This window comes from Noviherbaspirillum album, assembly GCF_035916955.1.
GTDB lineage: Bacteria > Pseudomonadota > Gammaproteobacteria > Burkholderiales > Burkholderiaceae_D > Noviherbaspirillum > Noviherbaspirillum album.
Genome location: NZ_JAWIIV010000047.1, coordinates 12,374 through 30,950 on the forward strand (window position 1 = coordinate 12,374; position 18,577 = coordinate 30,950).

15 protein-coding genes are annotated in these 18,577 nt (G+C 61.9%); 4 read left to right on the forward strand and 11 right to left on the reverse strand.

The window, feature by feature from the left end; genetic code table 11:
• Positions 1-130: 130 nt before the first annotated feature.
• The gene (gene glmS, locus RY831_RS29275; protein WP_326509867.1) at positions 131-1,948 is read left to right on the forward strand and encodes a glutamine--fructose-6-phosphate transaminase (isomerizing); all 1,818 of its coding nucleotides are present in this window, start codon (positions 131-133) and stop codon (positions 1,946-1,948) included.
• A gap of 157 nt (positions 1,949-2,105) precedes the next feature.
• Here the strand turns inward: glmS and RY831_RS29280 are convergent, their stop codons facing one another.
• From RY831_RS29280 to RY831_RS29320, 9 genes are all read right to left on the reverse strand, one after another.
• Positions 2,106-2,273 carry a hypothetical protein gene (locus tag RY831_RS29280; protein WP_326509868.1) on the reverse strand — a complete coding sequence of 56 codons (168 nt, stop codon included), beginning with the start codon at positions 2,271-2,273 and terminating at the stop codon, positions 2,106-2,108.
• A gap of 245 nt (positions 2,274-2,518) precedes the next feature.
• Positions 2,519-3,499: a Bug family tripartite tricarboxylate transporter substrate binding protein gene (locus tag RY831_RS29285; protein WP_326509869.1), complete on the reverse strand. Its 981-nt coding sequence runs from the start codon at positions 3,497-3,499 to the stop codon at positions 2,519-2,521.
• A 112-nt stretch (positions 3,500-3,611) separates the two neighbouring features.
• Positions 3,612-5,999 (reverse strand): DUF6351 family protein, encoded by a 2,388-nt coding sequence (locus tag RY831_RS29290; protein ID WP_326509870.1) that lies wholly within the window; start codon positions 5,997-5,999, stop codon positions 3,612-3,614.
• Positions 6,000-6,307: 308 nt separating this feature from the next.
• Complete coding sequence (locus RY831_RS29295) at positions 6,308-6,946, reverse strand: response regulator (protein ID WP_326509871.1); 639 nt, start codon at positions 6,944-6,946, stop codon at positions 6,308-6,310.
• Positions 6,939-8,051: a PAS domain-containing sensor histidine kinase gene (locus tag RY831_RS29300; protein ID WP_326509872.1), complete on the reverse strand. Its 1,113-nt coding sequence runs from the start codon at positions 8,049-8,051 to the stop codon at positions 6,939-6,941. The genes RY831_RS29295 and RY831_RS29300 overlap by 8 nt, the downstream gene beginning before the upstream one ends.
• A 40-nt stretch (positions 8,052-8,091) precedes the next feature.
• A complete protein-coding gene (locus RY831_RS29305; protein ID WP_326509873.1) occupies positions 8,092-9,132 on the reverse strand; it encodes a Bug family tripartite tricarboxylate transporter substrate binding protein in 1,041 nt (346 codons plus the stop codon).
• Between the two features lie 112 nt (positions 9,133-9,244).
• Entirely contained in the window at positions 9,245-12,166 is a 2,922-nt protein-coding gene (locus RY831_RS29310; protein ID WP_326509874.1) for a sensor domain-containing protein, read from the reverse strand.
• Between the two features lie 183 nt (positions 12,167-12,349).
• Positions 12,350-12,901: a hypothetical protein gene (locus tag RY831_RS29315; RefSeq protein WP_326509875.1), complete on the reverse strand. Its 552-nt coding sequence runs from the start codon at positions 12,899-12,901 to the stop codon at positions 12,350-12,352.
• 284 nt (positions 12,902-13,185) lie between these two features.
• Positions 13,186-13,818, reverse strand: a complete 633-nt coding sequence (locus RY831_RS29320; RefSeq protein ID WP_326509876.1) for an ANTAR domain-containing response regulator — start codon at positions 13,816-13,818, stop codon at positions 13,186-13,188.
• 389 nt (positions 13,819-14,207) lie between these two features.
• Here RY831_RS29320 and RY831_RS29325 point away from each other — a divergent pair, with 389 nt between their 5' ends.
• Positions 14,208-15,239, forward strand: a complete 1,032-nt coding sequence (locus RY831_RS29325; RefSeq protein WP_326509877.1) for a GGDEF domain-containing protein — start codon at positions 14,208-14,210, stop codon at positions 15,237-15,239.
• Between the two features lie 62 nt (positions 15,240-15,301).
• On the opposite strand, the gene RY831_RS29330 is transcribed toward RY831_RS29325, so the two are convergent.
• Complete coding sequence (locus tag RY831_RS29330; RefSeq protein ID WP_326509878.1) at positions 15,302-15,925, reverse strand: SEN1982 family lipoprotein; 624 nt, start codon at positions 15,923-15,925, stop codon at positions 15,302-15,304.
• 320 nt (positions 15,926-16,245) lie between these two features.
• Positions 16,246-16,875, reverse strand: a complete 630-nt coding sequence (locus RY831_RS29335; protein ID WP_326509879.1) for a LysE family translocator — start codon at positions 16,873-16,875, stop codon at positions 16,246-16,248.
• A 130-nt stretch (positions 16,876-17,005) separates the two neighbouring features.
• Here RY831_RS29335 and RY831_RS29340 point away from each other — a divergent pair, with 130 nt between their 5' ends.
• A complete protein-coding gene (locus RY831_RS29340; protein WP_326509880.1) occupies positions 17,006-17,452 on the forward strand; it encodes an Lrp/AsnC family transcriptional regulator in 447 nt (148 codons plus the stop codon).
• 19 nt (positions 17,453-17,471) lie between these two features.
• Positions 17,472-18,419: a LysR substrate-binding domain-containing protein gene (locus RY831_RS29345; RefSeq protein ID WP_326509881.1), complete on the forward strand. Its 948-nt coding sequence runs from the start codon at positions 17,472-17,474 to the stop codon at positions 18,417-18,419.
• The last annotated feature ends 158 nt before the right edge of the window (positions 18,420-18,577 follow it).

Consider the following 18,577-nt stretch of genomic DNA (forward strand, 5'->3'; position numbering starts at 1 on the left):
GTTTTGAAATTATATTTCACCTCACTACATCTTTGAAATAAAAATTCATAATAATCATAAATTAGACTGCTTATTTCATACGTAGTCTTCTACGATAACACCGTCACCATCATCGCAAAGGGAGCAAGTCATGTGCGGCATCGTCGGCGCGGTAGCGCAGCGCAATATCACCCCGATTCTTTTACAAGGCCTGAAACGGCTGGAATACCGCGGCTACGATTCCTGCGGCGTCGCACTGCACGTGGATGGCAAGCTGCAGCGTTCACGCAGCACATCGCGTGTGGCGGACCTCGAATCGCAAGTGGAAAAAGCCAGCCTGGAAGGCTTTACCGGCATTGCGCATACCCGCTGGGCGACGCATGGCGCTCCCGCATCGCATAATGCACACCCGCATTTCTCACGCGAGCGCATTGCACTGGTCCACAACGGCATCATCGAAAACCACGACGAACTGCGCGCCGAACTGACCGCGATCGGCTATGTGTTCGAAAGCCAGACGGACACCGAAGTCATCGCCCACCTGGTCGACCACATGTACACCGGCGACCTGTTCGAAACCGTGCAGCAGGCGGTGCGCCGGCTGCAGGGCGCCTATGCGATCGCGGTCTTCAGCCGCGACGAACCGCATCGCGTCATCGGCGCGCGCCAGGGTTCGCCGCTGATCGTCGGCGTCGGCAAGGGCGAAAACTTCCTCGCTTCCGATGCGATGGCCCTGGCCGGCACCACCGATCAGATCATCTACCTGGAGGAAGGCGACGTGGTCGATCTGCAGCTGCAGCGCTACTGGATCGTCGATGCCGCCGGCAAGCCGGTGGAGCGCGAAGTGCGTACCGTGCATGCGCATACCGGCGCGGCCGAACTCGGGCCTTACCGCCATTACATGCAGAAGGAAATCTTCGAACAGCCGCGCGCGATCGGCGATACGCTGGAAGGCGTTTCCGCGATCATGCCCGAACTGTTCGGCGACAAGGCCTACAGCGTGTTCAAGAAGATCGACTCGGTGCTGATCCTCGCCTGCGGCACCAGTTATTACGCCGGCCTGACCGCGAAATACTGGATCGAATCGATTGCGCATCTCCCGGTCAACGTCGAGATCGCCAGCGAATACCGCTACCGCGACAGCGTGCCGAACCCAAATGCGCTGGTGGTGACCATTTCCCAGAGCGGCGAAACGGCCGACACGCTGGCCGCACTCAAGCATGCGCGCTCCATGGACATGGTCAACACGCTGACCATCTGCAACGTCGCCACCAGCGCGATGGTGCGCGAATGCATGCTGTCCTACATCACCCGTGCCGGCGTCGAAGTCGGCGTCGCATCGACCAAGGCATTCACCACCCAGCTGACAGCCCTGTTCCTGCTGACGCTGTCATTGGCGCAAGTGCGCGGCCATCTGAACGACGAGCAGGAAGCCGCGCATCTGAAGGCGATGCGCCACCTGCCGGTATCGATTGCCGCCGTGCTGGCGCTGGAACCGCAGATCATCGCCTGGGCCGAAGAGTTTGCGCGCAAGGAAAACGCGCTGTTCCTCGGACGCGGCCTGCACTATCCGATCGCACTCGAAGGCGCGCTGAAGCTCAAGGAAATTTCCTATATCCACGCGGAAGCCTATCCGGCCGGCGAACTCAAGCACGGTCCGCTGGCGCTGGTGACCAAGGAAATGCCGGTAGTGACGGTGGCGCCGAAAGATGCGCTGATCGAGAAGCTGAAATCCAACATGCAGGAAGTGCGCGCCCGCGGCGGCGAACTGTATGTGTTCGCCGATGCCGATTCCCGCATCATGCCCAGCGAAGGCGTGCACGTGATCCGCATGCCGGAGCACTACGGCGCCCTGTCTCCCATCCTGCACGTGGTGCCGCTGCAGCTGCTGGCCTATCACACCGCGCTGGCGCGCGGCACCGATGTCGACAAGCCGCGCAACCTGGCGAAATCGGTGACGGTGGAGTAAGCAAATAAGCGCCACCGGCGCTGCCGGCATCCGGGCGATGCCGGCCATCCAATGAAAAAGCCGACATGCAGGCGCTGCAGTCGGCTTTTCTGTTTGTGTTTCACGATCGGCTCCAATGCCGGCGCCATCCTGCCCTGTCAAGGCAGGGAACTGCGCGTCAGCAGCGCCCCTTCTTTGCCTGGCCCGGCGGGCAGTGATAACCGCCGCCGCCCCCGCCTCCGGTAATGACGACTTGCGCCGACGGCACATCCGGTACGACGACGCATCCGGAAAGCGCAAGACTCATGGCTGCAATCAGCGATGCGGTTATTTTTGATATTTTCATGGTGACTACCTGGAATTGAAATAAGTGAGATCGCAGGGAAAGCAAAGCGATGACCTTGCATAAGGCTAGTCTCTGCGTTGCACACAGTCAATTTTTGAATCCTCCTGTTACATGGGTGATCCTGCTCAAGCTTCTTGCTTGCATTGCAGCTGCCATAAAATCAACGGCCGGCATTGCAATGAATGCAATGCCGGCCGGATAAAGAGTCAAGATCGTCGAACTTCGAGATCTGGGAAGCAGACGTCTCAGGCTTTCTTCGCCAAGCCCATGCTTTCAATCATTTCCTTTTCTTCCTTGAAAGTCTGCTGGGCAAACTTGGTATAGGTGGCGCTATCCATGTAGATGATCGGCTGGTCGAACTTTTCAAGCGTGGCGGTGACCAGCGGATCTTCCAGTGTTTTCTTCAGGGCATCCTGCAACCGCTTGACCAGTGCCGGATCCATGCCTTTCGGTCCGCCGATGCCGAACGGGGAGTCGGAGACAGTCTGGTATCCAAGCTCCAGCAGGTTGGGCACGTTCGGCCAGCGCTTGGTGCGCTTGCTGCCGTAGGTCACCAGCAGGCGAGCGCGGCCGGCTTCGACCGCGGAAGCCCAGCCGGTGGCATCGCTATGGGCCATCACATGGCCGCCGAGCAGGGCCTGCATGCCGTCGGCATTGCCCTTGAACGGCACATGCAGCAGCTTGATGCCGGCGCGCTTGGCGAACTGCTCGACCACAAGGTGCGGCGTGGTGCCGGTGCCGGTGGAGCCGTAGCTCAGCATTTCGGGATTGGCCTTGGCGTAGTCCACGAAGTCCTTGATGTTCTTGATCGGCGAATCCGAGCGCACCACCAGGCCGAAGGTGTAGCCGGTCAGGCAGGCGATGTAGGTCAGGTCCTTCATCGGATCGAACGAGACCTTCTGCATGTGCGGCAGGCGGAAGATGCCCAGCGGCAGCTGCGACAGGGTGTAGCCGTCCGGCTGGGCATTGGCCAGCTCGCCGGCGCCGAGGATGCCGCCGGCCCCTGGCTTGTTTTCAATGATGACGGTTCCACCCAGGGCTTTGCCGAGGCTGTCGCCGAAGGCGCGCATCACCACGTCGGTGGAGCCGCCGGCCGGCCATGGGCAGATCAGGCGTATCGGACGGTTCGGGTAAGTACCCTGGGCGAAGGCTGGAAAGGCGATGGTAGCGCCTGCGGCAACGGATGCTTTCAGAAAATGCCGGCGATTGAGTTTGGTATGGGTCATGCAATGTCTCCTGGTTCTTTTATTTAAACGGGCGTGCACTGCTCAGGATAGCAAAATGGTCCGCACCCGGACAGGGTGCGGACCATGTTTCATGCTCCTAGCAACAGCCGGTTCAGCGTCCCGACGATGCAGGTGCTGCCGGAATCGGCTGGCCGCCCGGTCCGGCGGCAAAGCTCAGCGGCGACACGGCGGCCTGCTGGCCGACGCCCGGCTTGCTCCAGTCGCAGACGCCGGTCGGGAACACCGCCTGCAGGCGCTGCAGCTGGGGTGCGCTCAGGGTCTGCGGTGCATAGTCGGCGGCATTGAGCGGCTTGAGCTGGCACTTCAGGACGTCTTCCGACAGCGGTCCGCCCGCAACCTGGCGCGGCGAGCTGGCCGGGCGCAGGAAGGGATCTGCATTGCAGGCGGCCTGGTCGGTGACCTTGACCGACTGCGTCGCATCGCTGCTGAGGTAGCAGAAATCCCGTGCCTCGGCCGGCTTGGCGCGCACGATCTTTTGCTCGATCGGCAGCGTGCTGGTATCGGCCGTCAGATTGGTCAGCCACTTGTCCATGGTCAGGAACGAGTCCAGCGTGATGGCCGGGAAAGGCGCGAAGCCGGTGCGTCCGAAACGCCACATCACATGGTTGTCATGGTTGCCGTTGGCCTTGTCGAGGCGGTCGCGCAACTGGAAGCTGCGCCAGACATGATGAATGCCCGTCAGGCCTGCGGCCGAGCCGGCGGCGCCGGTGGGCAGCGGAACGATCATGGAATCATCCCAGCCGCGCAGGTCGATGATCGCCGTCTTGGCCAGCTGCTTGCCGCTGCTGACGATGCCGGCGCGGTAGGCGACTTCCAGGCCTTCCGGGTCAGCCGCGGTGCGGGTCGTGGTGCGGACCGAATCGCGGGTGATGCCGCCGATCTGCTCGTTGAGCGTGACGAACTCCTCCGCCGTGATCGCGCCGCTGACGAAGGCTCGCAAACCGTACTGCACGCCGACGTTGTCGCGGGTGTCGCGCGGGAAGTTGGTGCCCGGCACCTTGCCGAAGATCGACACGGCGCTGTCAAGCGCACCGCAACGCGGACCGGTCGGATTGGTCACCGGATCGTAGACCACGCTGGCGGGCAGGCCGCAGTTGTTGGTCGATGTCGGCGATTGGGTGATGGCGCCGGTGTCGTTGTTGGCGGGGGCCACGACGCGGGCAAAGAAATTGCCCGGCTTGGCGTTGTTGCCGAACAGGTTGTTCCAGGCATGGCATGCGGTCTGGTCGAGATGGCCATTGATCGCCGCCTTCTTCGCATTGATCTGCGCCTGGGTATAGCCGGAACCGGTCATCAGGTCCAGCCACGCCGGCTGCTGGTAAGTTTCGACCAGCATCACGCAGTCCTGGACTTCCATGGTGGTGGTTTCCGAATCCGGATAGGTGCAGCTCGGCTGGATGCCGTCGAGCAGGCCCGGCATGATGGAGGACGCGGTGTACTGGTTGATCGAGCCGCCCGAGCAGCCTGTGCCCATGGTGAACTTGATCGGGCCGAAATTCTCGGTGATGCGCTCCTTCATCATCATCAGGGTTTCGGTCATCAGTACCCGGTTCGAGTTGTACTGCGAATCGGTCAGGCTGTTCTGAGCCACCATGAAACCGCGTGACAGCGACTTGTCGTCGGCCCAGGAGCCTTGCGGGCGGAACTGCTTGCGCGGCTGGCCGGTGCTGGATCCGAACTGGTACAGCACCTTGCCGTTCCAGGTGGCCTGCGGGGCGGCGGCGGTCCAGGGCTTGGTCGGATCGGCCAGTACCGCGATGTCATAGATGCCGCGGTTGAGCGTGCCGCGTTCGCGGCGGACGATGTAGGGCACCGTCAGGCCGGTATCGGTAGTGGTGGTGGCCAGATCGGCCGGCGCGGCGGCCGCCGGGTTGTAGGGTTTGAAGCAGGCGTTGGCCGGCGCGGATGCAGGCGCGGCCGGGTCGGGCAGCGCGTTGGCGCAACCGGCGGTCGTGGTCTTGTAGAAATAGGCGACTTCAGTCCTGATGTTGCACTGGGCATCGGTCGCGGTGGTCGACAGGCCGCTGGCGTTGGTCGAGGGCGTGGCACCGGATTCGGGCTGCGCAGCCGGGGTCGCGCACACCCAGGGCTGGATCTGCGGCCCGGAGATGATTGGTCCGCCGACCGGGAAGTTGGTGACCTTCAGGGTGGCTGGCGCAATGCCGCTGCCCTGGGCAGTGATCGTATTGTCGCCGTTGGCCAGGCCGGTGACGAGGCCGGTATAGCGGCCGTTGCGCAGCGCGAAGGCGCTGCTGACGTCGCGGCCGCCGACGTCGACCTTGATGTCCGACGCATTCACGCCGGCCGGAACGCCAATCTCCACCAGCGCGTCGCCGCCGCTGACGAAGTCGGCCCGGCTGGACAAGACCTTGATCTCCGGGGCGGCGGCGTTATTGCCGCCGCTGCCGCCGCATGCCGCCAGAATCATGCTGATTGCAGTCACGGGAAGGGCCCGCGACCACGGCTTGAAGTCAACCATCTGTGTCTCCTGTCTGTTGTTGTAGGCGTCATCGACGCGCCGCATCCAGTGTCACATTGGACGCAGGATGGCGAAAAAAATAATAGGAAGCCTTGCCATGCCACACAAGTCGGAAAGCGCAGGCGCGGCTGTCAGAAAGTTCTGACAGTCGCACGAAGCAAAGACATGCTGCATTGCGATTTCCATGCAACGTCCGGCTACATGCTGCAAATGGAGCGAGAAGCGAAGAGCTTGCGGATCAGGCGGACGCAACCCGCCGCAGCGGGATATTGCGGCAAATCAAATGCGGCCTACCCACCCGGATGTCTTCAGTCGATGAGCTTGTTGCGCACCGCGTACTGGATCAGCTCGGCATTGGTGCTGACGCCGCGCTTCTCAAGAATGCGGCTGCGGTAGGTGCTGACGGTCTTGACGCTGATGGACAGCTTGGCGGCGATCATGGTGAGGGATTCGCCGCGCACCAGCATGTCGAAGATCTGGGATTCGCGGATCGACAGTTTCTTTTGTTCGCCGGGATTGTCGTCGGGGCCGTGCAATGACGAAATCAGCATTTCGGTAACCGCCGGCGTCATGTATTTCTGCCCCTTGGCCACCATACGCACCGCGCCGATCAGGTCGGCAGCTTCCATGTCCTTGGCCACATAGCCATGGGCGCCGGCGCGCAGCGCGCGCAATGCGTATTGCTGCTGCGAATACATGCTGAGCATGATGACTTTCAACTCGGGCGCCTCGACCTGTATCGTTTCAAGCAGGTCGAAACCGCTGCGCGCCGGCAGGTTGATATCCAGCAGCAGGATGTCCAGATCGCCATGGCTGCGCAGGCGGGCCAGCCCATCGGCCCAGTCTCCCGCCTCGTCGACCACGCAAAAATCCGGTTCGTCGTGCAGCATCTTCTTCAAGCCGGAGCGGAACATGGGATGGTCGTCGATGATCATCAGTCTAATCATGCGGAGCCCCCTTCTCATGCTCGCCCTGGTCGTCGGACTCCGCCGGGTCCAGCGGCACGCAAAGCATGATGGTCGTGCCCAGCCCTTCGGTGGATTCGATGGCCAGCGCGCCGCCGAGCTCGCGGGCACGCTCCTTCATCGACAGCAGGCCGAAGCAGTGCGCCGCCGATTCCGGCGCCGTGGCCACGCCCGCCGGCATGCCGCGTCCATTGTCTTCGATGTGCAGATGCAGCCTGCCCTGCTCCACCGCCAGCCGCACCTCCACTTCCGTTGCCTGGGCATGGCGCGCGACATTGGTGAGCGCTTCCTGGAAAATGCGGTAGACCATGGTGGCGCGGGAGCTGTCGAGGGGAAGGGGAAGTTCCTTGGGACACATGGCGGCGTGGATGCCGGAGCGCTTCTCGAAGCGCTCCAGGTGGGATGCCATCGCGGTCGCCAACCCCAGATATTCGAGCGCCTGCGGATGCAGCGACTCGGAGATTTCACGCACGCTGTTGATCGCTTCCTGCAGCAGGCCGTTCAGGTCGTCGGCAATCTCGCGGATCTCGCCGGGCGCGGCGCGACGCAGGATGCGGCCGACATTGAGCTTCATGGAAGTCAGCAGGCCGCCCAGCACGTCATGCACTTCGCGCGCATAGGCGGAACGCTGGCGTTCGCGCACGGCGATCAGGTAGGCCGCCAGTTCCCGGTACTGCTGTTGCGAGCGCTCCAGTTGGCGGTTGCGCTCGAGCTGATCGGTCACCTCGATGCCGACGCCGACCACCGCCGGCCGCCCGCGATAGTCGAGCGCCATGCCATGCACGTCGATGAAGACGATGCTGCCGTCGCGGTGCAATCCGCGCACCACGAAGCGCATGCTGGGCTCGACCCCGGACACGCGCCGATGATAGCGGGCGCTGACTTCCTCCGCATCCTCCGGCGGCACGAACCTGCTGACCGGCTGGCCGATCAACTGCTCCGGCGTATGCCCGGTCATCGCCGCCCAGGTGGCGTTGGCATATTGGAAGACTTCATCCTGGATGATGTAGACCCCGGCCAGCGCCTGCTCCACCAGTCCGCGGAAGGGAATGCTGCCGAGTTCGAAGTCGTGTGCCGGTTCGGTCATGGAGGGTTGGCTGTGGTGCGGCTTAACTGAATCGGTCGGATCAGTCGAGTTTGGCGCCGGAGCGCCTGACGACTTCCTGGTAGCGCCTGTTCTCGCGCCGCACCAGTTCCGCGAACTGCGCCGGGGTGGTGGGCGCCGGCTCGGCCGCAATCTTCAGCATGCGTTCGCGCACCGCCGCCGACCGAAGCGCAGCGGTGAACTCCCGGTTGAGCCTATCGATGGCCGCCGTCGGCACGCTGGCCGGCGCAAAGATACCGAACCAGGTCGTGATTTCGAAGTCCCGGAAGCCGGCCACGCCGCTTTCGGCGATGGTCGGCAGGTCGGGATAAGCGGCGGCCCGGCGCAGGGTGGTCACCCCGAGCGCCTTGATGCGGCCCTCGCGGATGCGCGGCGCCGCCGAACCGAGATTGTCGAACATGAGCTGCACGTCGCCGCTCAGCAGGGCGGTCTGCGCCGGAGCGGCGCCGCGGTAGGGAATATGCACCATGAATACGCCAGCGAGCTGCTTGAACAGTTCCGCCGCCAGATGCCCGCCGCTGCCGTTGCCGCCGGAGGCGAAGTTGATCTTGCCGGGATTGCGCTTGAGATAGCCGATCAGGTCGGAGACATTGGCAATCCTGTTCTGGCTGGCGAACTCGGTATTGAGCACCAGCACGTTGGGCAGGTCGGCCAGCAGCGTGATGGGCGCGAAGTCCTTGAGCGGGTCGAAGGGCATGCGCGGATACAGCCAGGGATTGATGGCATGGGTCGACAAGGCGCCGATGCCCAGGGTATGACCGTCCGGCGCCGCCTTGGCGACCGCATCCATGCCGATGTTGCCGCCCGCCCCGGAGCGGTTTTCAATCACGACATTGCCCAGCGTGGGCCGGACTGCCTCGCCGACGATGCGGGCGACCGCATCGAGCGGCCCGCCCGGCGGGAAGGGAACGATCAGGGTGATCGGCTTGGCGCCCGGATTGAATTCGGAAGTTTGCGCCTGCGCGGGCGCGGCGAGCAGGCCGGCGGCCGGCGCCGCCAGTGCTGAAAGGGTCGCGAGCGCCAGCTTGCGGCGGCGTGCCAGGAAGGTCGGCTTTCGGTTCATGGAGCGTGTGCGATCAGGTCGTGGAAGGAGCCGACAGTATAGCGAGTGGATCGCGGCATGCCAGCCGCGACGATGACGGTGACGATGAATGCGGCATGGAGCCGATTGCGGCTCAATGCAGATTGCTTGCAGCCGCCTCGCCGGCTCCGGGAAACCGGTTCATCCGCGACCAGTTGCCGTTTTGCATCAACTCCTCGAATTCCAGGGCCGGCACGGGCGGGCTGAAGATGAATCCCTGCGCGCTGGTGCAATCCCGGGCCTTCAGGTAGGCCAGCTGCTCGGCGGTTTCCACGCCGCCGGCGACGACGGCGATGCCGAGGTTGTGCGCCAGGCTGATGATGGCCGACGTGATCGCCGAATCCTCGCGCCGGTGCGGCAGGTGCCGAACGAAGGCCTTGTCGATCTTGAGGGAATCGATTTCGAAGTCGACGAGATCGCTCAGCGCGGTGGCACCGGTGCCGAAGTTGTCGATGGTCAGGCGTATGCCCAGCGAGCGCAGGTACGACAGCTGCTCCTTGATCTCCGGATGCTGGGCCAGCATCGATTCCGGAACTTCCAGCTCCAAACTGGACGGTGCGATGCCGGCATCGGCCAGCACGAAGGGAATCATGGTGACGAATTTCGGATCGCTGAACTGGCGCGCCGAGCAATTGACCGACAGCCGCAGTTCGGAAAGTCCGTTTGCCTGCCAGCGGCGCACCTGGTGGCAGGCTTCGCGCAATGCCCATTCGCCGATATCGACGATCAGGCCGCTCTGCTCGGCGATTTCCAGGAAGTCGTTCGGCAGGACCGTTTCCAGCTCGGTGGCGTTCCAGCGCAGCAACGCTTCCACGGTGGAAACCTTCCAGCTGCTCAGGTCGATCAGCGGCTGGTAGTACAGCTCGAACTGGTGGTTCTTCAGGGCTGCGCGCAAGGCGGCTTCGCGGTCGCGCTTCCAGGTCTGCTCGGAGAACAGGTCGGACGTGTAGAACTGAAAATTGTGGCGGCCGCTGTTCTTGGCGCGGTACAGGGCAAGGTCGGCGCGCTTGAGCAGCTCCACCGAGTTCCTGCCGTCCTTCGGATAGATGCACAAGCCGATGCTGGTGCCGCTCAGCACTTCCTGGCCCTCCAGCTCATACGGGCGCCCCAGTTCGAGCACCAGCTTGCGGGCCAGCGTCTCGGATGCATTCGGCTGCGAGACGTCGGTCTGGATGATGACGAATTCATCGCCGCCGAGCCGGGCGACGAAATCGGTCTCCCGCAGCGACGACCGGATGCGCAGCGCCACTTCCTTGAGCAGCAGGTCGCCGGTGTGATGGCCGAAGGTATCGTTGACATGCTTGAAGCGGTCGAGATCGAGCAGCAGCAGCGCCATCGGCAAGTTATTGCGCTGCGACAGCGCGATCGACTGGTGCAGCTGGTTGCTGAAATAGACCCGGTTGGGCAGGCCGGTCAGTACGTCATGGTTGGCCAGGAAATGGGTCTGCTCTTCCGCCAGGCGGTGCGAGGTATGGTCGCGCATGATCTTCACGAAGCCGCGCAGGCTGCCGTCGGTTTCCAGCAGCGGCGTGACCGCGCCGGTGGACCAGAAGCGGGTGCCGTCCTTGCGCAGGTGCCAGCGGTCATCGTCGGAACGGCCGCGGCTTTTCGCTTCTTCCAGTTCTTTCCAGGGCTCGCCGGCGCTGCGGTCCTCGCTGGTAAACAGGCGCTCCACATGCTGCCCGACCGCTTCCTCCACGCTGTAGCCGAAGATGTGCTCGGCGCCGCTGTTCCAGCTGACGATCAGGCCGGCGGTGTCGAGCATCATGATCGCATGGTCGGTCGAGGCCTCGACCAGCATCCGGAAATCCTGCTGCGACCGTTTCAGCGCGCGCTCGGTTGCCACCTGCTGGGTGATGTCGGCATTGGTTTCCAGATAACGGTAAGGTTCGCCATCGTGGAATTCGAGCGCCCACTGGCTGAAGATGGTCAGCTCCCGCCCGTCCCTGGTCGTATGAATGACTTCGCCTTCCCAGTAATGCTCGCGGCGCAGCGTTTCGCGGATCTGTTCCAGCGGGACGGAATACCGGGTGCGCAGCAGTTCATGGCTGACCTTGCCGAGCGCTTCCTCGCGGCTGTACTGGTACAGCTTTTCGGAGCTGCGGTTCCAGTAAGTGATCACATCATCGGTGGTGCGGGCGAGAATGGCGTCACGCGCCAGATCGAGCAGGCTGGCCTGTTCCTGCAGCAGGCGCGCCTGCCGGACGGACTCCTCGTCGCGGCGCCGCAGTTCCGAGATATCGTGGAAGACCACCACGCCGCCCACCGGAGCGCCGGCATTGTCGAGCAGAGGACTGGCATTGGCGCTGACCCAGATGCCGCCGCCATCATTGTTCGTCGGCACGAAAGCGATGAAGCCATTGATCTGCTCGCCGCGCAGCGCGCGCCGCATCGGCCGTTCCTCGGGAAGATACGACGTCACCTGGTCCGGCCGGTACAGGTTGATTGCGCCCATGTAGCCATGTCCGACGACAGCCGACGGATCGAGCCCGAACAGGTCCTGGGCGGCGGGATTGATCAGGATGAGACGCTCTTCCAGGTCGGCGACGACCACCGCGCCGGCCATGCTGTGCAGAATGGAGTGCGTGATGTTGGCCTGGCGATGGATTTCCTTTTCGAGTTCCTCGCGCTGCGTCATGTCCCTGAGCGAGGCGAGAAACACCGGGCAATCCGCTGACGCGATCGCCGTCACGGTCAGTTCGATGTTGATTTCGCTGCCATCCTTGCGCCTGGCCGGCATTTCCATGCGCTTGTTGAATACCTTTGCTTCGCCGGTTTCCAGATAGCGGCGCAGGCCGGCGTGATGAGCTTCGGCATAGCGCTCGGGTACGATCGTGTCCGTCAGGCTTCTGCCCAGCACGTCTTCCCTGCTCCAGCCAAAGGCTTCCTCGGCCTTGCGACTCCAGTCGAGGATGCAGCTGTCCGCATCGATCGCAATGAACGCATCAAGCGCATTGTCGATGATAAGCCGATAGAGCTCCTCGGCTTGAATCGGCTCCTGGAACAAGAGTTTCATTAAGGTTTTCAGCGACGCAATATGTACGTCGTTCTGACAACATGCCCGCCCCCGGGTTTCTTGAAATGCAGCAGAAAGTGAGAAAACGCAACGGGTTCGGAGGCGGCGCGCGGCGAGCCGGCCCTGTTTTCCGATAGCCGGAGTATTGCTGCACCAGCCTTGCCGGCGGTGCAGACAAAAGGATCAGGCCGCCAGCGCGAGCTTGCTGGCGCAGGCCTCGCGCAGGTGAAAAGGCAGCCATGCCCATAGCACCCAGTTCGCAAATTCCGGCCCGTTCAGCAGCGCGGCATTGCCGTCGTCACCAAGGTAGCGCTGAACATCTTCGCTGCCCGCATGCTGACAACCGATCTCGCTGAGGATATAGAGGTCACGCATCGCAGCCAGGTTTTCATGAAGAAACAGCACCAGCACGACGGCGGCGGTATCCGGGTCGCGTCGGGCATTGAAGAATGCCTGCGCCCAGATGCGCATGTATTCCGCGAAACTGATTGTGTCGCTGATGCCGAAACGCGCCTCCAGATAAGCGGAAGCGGCCGGGCTATAGGTAATGCGTGGACCGAAACTGCGGCTGTCGTGCCAGAATTCGTTTTTTCCGATGCGGTAAATGAAGGCTTCCGGACAGCGGCTGGAAGACAGGCCGCCCAACTCGCCATTGCCGAAGATGGCCTCGAGTTCCGCCATGCGGTGGCGAACCGTCAACTGATGGTTGGAACGAAAATCTGGAAATGGGAGCATGCTGGCCTCGAAGTATTCAATATGCCTGGGTGGCAGATCGGCAAAGCGAGGCCGAGTAACGATTGTCGGACGCGGGAACAGGCGACCTTGAAGGGAGCGTTTTGCCGGCGCGCGGAAGCGGGATGAGGCTCCTCTTGCGTGGGAATCCGGCAAAACGATCGGAAGACCAGCGAACAATACCGCAAAATCTTGCCCAATTGCAACCAGTCTTTTCTTTTGTTTCCTATAAATACGGGAAGTTGTCTATTCGTTCATTCGTTCATTCGTTCCGTCCGCTCATCAGCTTATTTCGCCCGGCCGTGTTCCAGAAAACTCGGGCGAAAGGCATTCAGGGTCTCTTCCGCCTTGAGCAATTCATTGGCCACCTCATTGATCTTGCGGCGATGGGAACGCGCATGATCGCGCAACACTTCGAATGCGGTATCCCGGTCGGTTTGAAACCGCGCCATCAGCAGGCCGACGGCCATGCTGGTTTCCCGGCCCGCCGCCAGGGCGGCGGTAAGATTGATTTCGCTGCGCTTGAGGCGCCGGATGTCATCGGCGCGCGCCAGCGCCGCTTCCACCGCCGGCACGATCTGCGCGGCCTCGACCGGTTTGACCAGATAACCGACGGCACCGTAGGTGGTGGCTTCCCTGACAACATCCATCTCGCCATGCGCCGACAGGAACATGGCCGGGATGGCGCCTTCCTGCTGCAGCCGCTGCGCCAGTTCGATGCCGGACATGCCCGGCATCGTCACGTCCAGCAGCGCCAGGTCCGGCGGATTCTCCAGCGCGAGCGGCAGCGCCTCTTCGGCCGAGCTGGCTTGTACCGTGTGATAGCCGGCATGCCGCAGAATCGAGGATACGAAGGACAGGATCAGCGGATCGTCATCGACAACGAGCAAACGTCGGCTGGCAGGATTTTTCATAGTCATTGCAGGCACTCCGAATAGGCATGTCCAGCCCTATTTTAACCAGTTCCCGTGCCCGCCCGCCCGCTTGCGGCAGAGTTTGCTGGCATTCCTGTCGATATTGACCATGCAAGCGGCCATCGGACGGCGGCACGCAAATGACATAAATACGACAGGCGTCTACACTTGGGCCGATTCGGGATAGAATACCCCCAAGGTCGTATGAACAATTATCAAGGAACCCGTCGATTTATCCCGTTCAAGCCCTTGCTTGCGGAGTGACGAACGCTTCCCGCATTTTTGCCACCGCTCACAGGAATCAGGACCATCCGCTTCATGCTGAACCATTTTCGCGCACATGTCCGGCCGAACCTGATCCGTGTCCTCGCCACCGGTGATTTCGGAGCTTGACGATGCAAGCCCTGCTCAAGCACCTGGTGGACATCACCTGCCAACGCGACCACACGCTGCTCGATACGTCGATCGTTTCCGCGTTGCGCGAGCTGGTCGGCGCGTCCCAGGTCCGGGTTCATGAATTGTTCCGCTATCGCGACGAATTGTTCGTCCGCCCGCGCGCATGGGTCAGGGACGACCAGGTGGTTTCGCAGGAGGAAGGCCCGGACAATCACGGTGAACCGATTACGAACTATCCGTCCCTGGTCGAATGCATCAAGCAGCGCAAGAACCACACGGAAGAATCCGGCCCGGGCGGCGAACACGTGCTGTGGCTGCCGGTCTGGCTGAACGACAAGGTCAACACCTGCCTTGAGGTCATCAACCCGGTGCCGTATAGCGGCGATACGCTGCGCATGATCGAAGGCATCCTGTGCGTCTACCGCAATTATCAGAACATCCTCGATTACAGCGAGCGCGACTCGCTGACCGGCCTGCTCAACCGCAAGACCTTCGACGAGAAATTTTCCAGGCTGCTGGCGGCCAACGTGCCCGAAGCCACGCCGCAGGACCAGGAAGAGCGCCGCCTGCAGTGCTCGCCCGAGATCGGCCAGTGGCTGGCCGTGGTCGACATCGATCACTTCAAGCGCGTCAACGATCAGTTCGGCCACCTCTACGGCGATGAAGTGCTGATCCTGGTTGCCAACCTGCTGCGCCAGTCGTTCCGCTCGCAAGACCGGGTGTTCCGCTTCGGCGGCGAGGAATTCGTGGTGCTGCTGCGTTCCACCACGCTGGATGACGCCCGCAAGATTTTCGACCGCTTCCGGGCAAACGTGGAACAGCATGAATTCCCCCAGGTCGGGCGCGTCACCGTCAGCGTAGGCTTCGCCAGCATCTCCACCGAATCCCCGGTAATGATCCTCGGCCACGCCGACCAGGCGCTCTACTATGCCAAGGCCAACGGCCGCAATCGCGTCTGCTTCTATGATGAACTCGTCAGCAGCGGCGAGCTGCATTCGGAAGTGTCGAACGTGACGGTCGAGTTCTTCTGATTCCTGCCGCTTCCAGTGGCAGGATCAAGTCCAGTCAGGTCCTTGCAGACTGAATGAAGAATTCATTCGGTGAACAGGCGTTCATGCACCCAGCCATTATTGGTGAGCACCAGGGTATGGATTGCCTTGATCGGCTTGTTCGCCGAATCGGCCGCCTCCTTCAGCGCAGGTATCCCCGAAGTCACTTCCGGCAGTGTGGCCCAATCGGGAAGCTTGTCGACGCTGTAGGTATAGTTCACTTTCGTGATGCGGTGACCAAACATGTCGGCGGGTTCGGTATAACGGGTGATGTCCTTGACCGTCGCCTTGCCGATGCAGAAGCCGCCCCGGTCGCCGCTTAGCGTCTGCCTGGCATCGGGGTTATAGAACTTGCGCCCCGTTTCGGTCAGCGCGTATTCGGACTTGATGGCGACATTCAGGACGCCATTCCAGTCCTTGTACTCTTTGCGGGACAACTCCTTCTCCGACAACAGACCCGCCTTCGCGAGGCTCCGCAAGGCCGCGCGCCTTCCGAGGAAATCGGAATTGACGATGGCGGGAAAATTCTCGTTGACGAAACACTTCGGATACACGGTATCGAGGTAGGCCTGGATCGCGCTCTTGAAGTTTTTCTCATTTGCCTGCTTCGAATTGGAACATCCAATCAGGACAATGAAGAATGCGGCAGTACAAATACGTTTCAGCATGGGGAAGTTTTTTATGGAAGATCGGTGACCCGCTTGGATGGAAACTGCAGGGTCTCGGTGCAGCCGGCAAGCAGAAGAAATAGGGGACGTTTGAAGATTGCGCTGCTCAATATGGGCTCCTGATGTCGTGGGAATTAAACCCGGAACTTGTTGAACAGGCAATTTTATTGCCGTTAAAACAATTGCAAAAGTGATATTTTCAAACGTCTCATTTATTCAACAATCAAGTGTTGAATTATTGGGCCGGATTGAATGCGACCGCATCGTTTCTGGCATTGATGCGGGCGCAGATGCTGCACAAACCGTATTACTAAAATAGCTCACACCGCCCGCTTGACCGTCGCCATCATCGCCCCGGCCAGCATCAGCAGCACGCCGGCCGTACGGTTGCTGGTCCTGACGAAGCGTTCATTCGCCGTGAAGCGCTGCGTCTTGCTGCCGAGCCAGGCATACAAGCTGTAGGCGACGGTGTCGAGGCCGATGCAGGTGGCGCCGAAGATCAGCATCTGCATGCCGACCGGACGCGAAGGATCGATGAACTGGGGCAGCAGCGCGACGAAATACAGCAGCGCCTTGGGATTGGACAGTTCCACCACCATCGCCTGCCAGAAGGCGCGCGGGCCACTGGCAGTCTGCTGCGCATCGCGGCTGACGGTCAGTGCGCTGGCCTTGCTGCGCAGTGCGGACAGGCCGAGATAGAACAGGTAGGCCACGCCTATCCACTTGATCACCGAGAACAGTGTCCCGCTGGCGACGATCAGCGCCGCCACCCCGGTCGCAGACAGCGCGAAGTACACCGCGTTGCCGAGGGCGATGCCGGCAATCGCCCAGAAGGACGGCCGAAAGCCCCGGGACATCCCCTGCGCCACCACCAGCAATGCGGCCGGTCCCGGCGTCAGGCAAACTACGGCCGTCGTCACGACGAAAATCAGATAGGACTCCCAGCTCATGTTGTTCCCCTTGTTAAGTCATTATTCTGCGGAGATTCAGTGTAGTTAACAAAAAGCGCGGAATGAATGGATAATGCAAGGCAATCTCAGCCTTGCACTTTGGATTTCATCGAAATGAAGCGGATTTTCCATGAACATTGAATTCGATACGATGGACGCCAGGATCCTGGAGATTTTGCAGGCGGATGCGCGCACGACCCTCGCGGAAATCGGACGCCGCATCCACATGAGCCAGCCGGCAGTAGCGGAAAGGGTGCGCCGGATGGAAGCCTCGGGCGTGATCTGCGGCTACCACGCGCGGGTAAATCCCGCCGCGCTGGGCTACGGCATCACCGCGTTCATCCGGGTGTCCAAGCGCAGTCATGAAACGCCGGTGGAAGTGGTGGCCGCGCAGGTGCCGCAGATCGTCGAATGTCATTCGATCACCGGCGACGACTGCAGCATCGTGAAAGTCGTCGCCGCCTCGGTCGGCGAACTGGAAAAGGTGATCGTCGAGCTGACGCGCTGCGGCGTCACGTCCACCTCGCTGATCCTGTCGTCCTCCATCGAACGCAAGGCCATCAGGCCGGCGGGATGAGTCAGGCTATCATTCGTTCATGGAACTGCGCCAACTCCGCTACTTCGTCGCCATCGTCGACCACGGCTCGCTGTCGCGCGCGGCGCGCGTGCTGCATATCGCGCAGCCGGCGCTGACGCAGCAGGTGCAGCAACTGGAAGAGGAGCTCGGCGCGCAATTGCTGCACCGCTCCGCCCAGGGCGTGATGTCCACCGACGCCGGCAAGACCTTCTACGAGCATGCGCAGGCCATCCTCAAGCAGGTGGAAGATGCTAGGTCGGCCGTGGCGCAGTCTTCCGACAAGCCGGCCGGCACAGTGGCCCTCGGCATTCCGCAAAGCGTATCCAGCGCCCTCGCCCTTCCGCTGCTGACCGCGGTGCGGGAAGCCTACCCGGAAATCACGCTGCAGCTGACCGAGGAATTGTCGGGCACCCTGATCGAGCAGCTGAAATCCGGCCGCATCAACCTGGCGGTGCTGTTCGATGACGGGCAGCTGGGCGCGTTCGCGAGCATGCCGCTGGTGGAGGAAGAGATGATGTTCATCACCCGCGCCGGATCGCAGTTCGCGCCGAAGAAGAAATCCATTCCCCTGTCCAGGGCGGTCGAACTGCCGCTGATCCTGCCCGGGCTGCAGCATGGGGTTCGTCCCCGCATCGAAAACATCGTGCGCGCCGAAGGGCTGTCCATCGGCAATGTGATCGACATCAATTCGGTGGCGATCCTGAAGTCGGCGCTGCTGGCCGATCTCGGCGCGACCATCCTTCCGGTGGCGCCGCTGCTCTCGGAAATCGAGCATGGCCAGATGACAGCCTATCCGATCACCGGCGCAAGCATTTCGCGCACCGTCACCCTGTGCTCTTCCAGGAACATCCCGCTGACCAACGCCGGGCATGCCGTCCAGCGGTTGGTGGTCAGCGTTGCCAGCCGTTTGTGCGTGAGCGGATACTGGCTTGGAGCCAAGTCATTGGCAAAGTCTGAATCCGCCTGAAGGCGGGGTATCACTTTTTCTTATACCCCCATCCCGATTCCCTATTTGCCGCGCGCCGGCAATCCGCCTACACTTGTCTCCATGGTACTTACTCACCGGTGAATGCCATCCGCTACCGCGGTGCAGCAGTCTGGCAGCGACTTCGTCTTACCCGTCGA

What these genes read in the sequence shown, in the direction of transcription:
- RY831_RS29340 (WP_326509880.1), top strand. Translation starts at nt 17,006, where the DNA reads ATGAACATTGAATTCGATACGATGGACGCCAGGATCCTGGAGATTTTG.
- RY831_RS29335 (WP_326509879.1), bottom strand. Translation starts at nt 16,875, where the DNA reads ATGAGCTGGGAGTCCTATCTGATTTTCGTCGTGACGACGGCCGTAGTT.
- RY831_RS29305 (WP_326509873.1), bottom strand. Translation starts at nt 9,132, where the DNA reads ATGAACCGAAAGCCGACCTTCCTGGCACGCCGCCGCAAGCTGGCGCTC.
- RY831_RS29280 (WP_326509868.1), bottom strand. Translation starts at nt 2,273, where the DNA reads ATGAAAATATCAAAAATAACCGCATCGCTGATTGCAGCCATGAGTCTT.
- RY831_RS29345 (WP_326509881.1), top strand. Translation starts at nt 17,472, where the DNA reads ATGGAACTGCGCCAACTCCGCTACTTCGTCGCCATCGTCGACCACGGC.
- RY831_RS29300 (WP_326509872.1), bottom strand. Translation starts at nt 8,051, where the DNA reads ATGACCGAACCGGCACACGACTTCGAACTCGGCAGCATTCCCTTCCGC.
- RY831_RS29310 (WP_326509874.1), bottom strand. Translation starts at nt 12,166, where the DNA reads ATGAAACTCTTGTTCCAGGAGCCGATTCAAGCCGAGGAGCTCTATCGG.
- RY831_RS29315 (WP_326509875.1), bottom strand. Translation starts at nt 12,901, where the DNA reads ATGCTCCCATTTCCAGATTTTCGTTCCAACCATCAGTTGACGGTTCGC.
- RY831_RS29330 (WP_326509878.1), bottom strand. Translation starts at nt 15,925, where the DNA reads ATGCTGAAACGTATTTGTACTGCCGCATTCTTCATTGTCCTGATTGGA.
- RY831_RS29285 (WP_326509869.1), bottom strand. Translation starts at nt 3,499, where the DNA reads ATGACCCATACCAAACTCAATCGCCGGCATTTTCTGAAAGCATCCGTT.
- RY831_RS29325 (WP_326509877.1), top strand. Translation starts at nt 14,208, where the DNA reads ATGCAAGCCCTGCTCAAGCACCTGGTGGACATCACCTGCCAACGCGAC.
- RY831_RS29290 (WP_326509870.1), bottom strand. Translation starts at nt 5,999, where the DNA reads ATGGTTGACTTCAAGCCGTGGTCGCGGGCCCTTCCCGTGACTGCAATC.
- RY831_RS29320 (WP_326509876.1), bottom strand. Translation starts at nt 13,818, where the DNA reads ATGACTATGAAAAATCCTGCCAGCCGACGTTTGCTCGTTGTCGATGAC.
- RY831_RS29295 (WP_326509871.1), bottom strand. Translation starts at nt 6,946, where the DNA reads ATGATTAGACTGATGATCATCGACGACCATCCCATGTTCCGCTCCGGC.
- glmS (WP_326509867.1), top strand. Translation starts at nt 131, where the DNA reads ATGTGCGGCATCGTCGGCGCGGTAGCGCAGCGCAATATCACCCCGATT.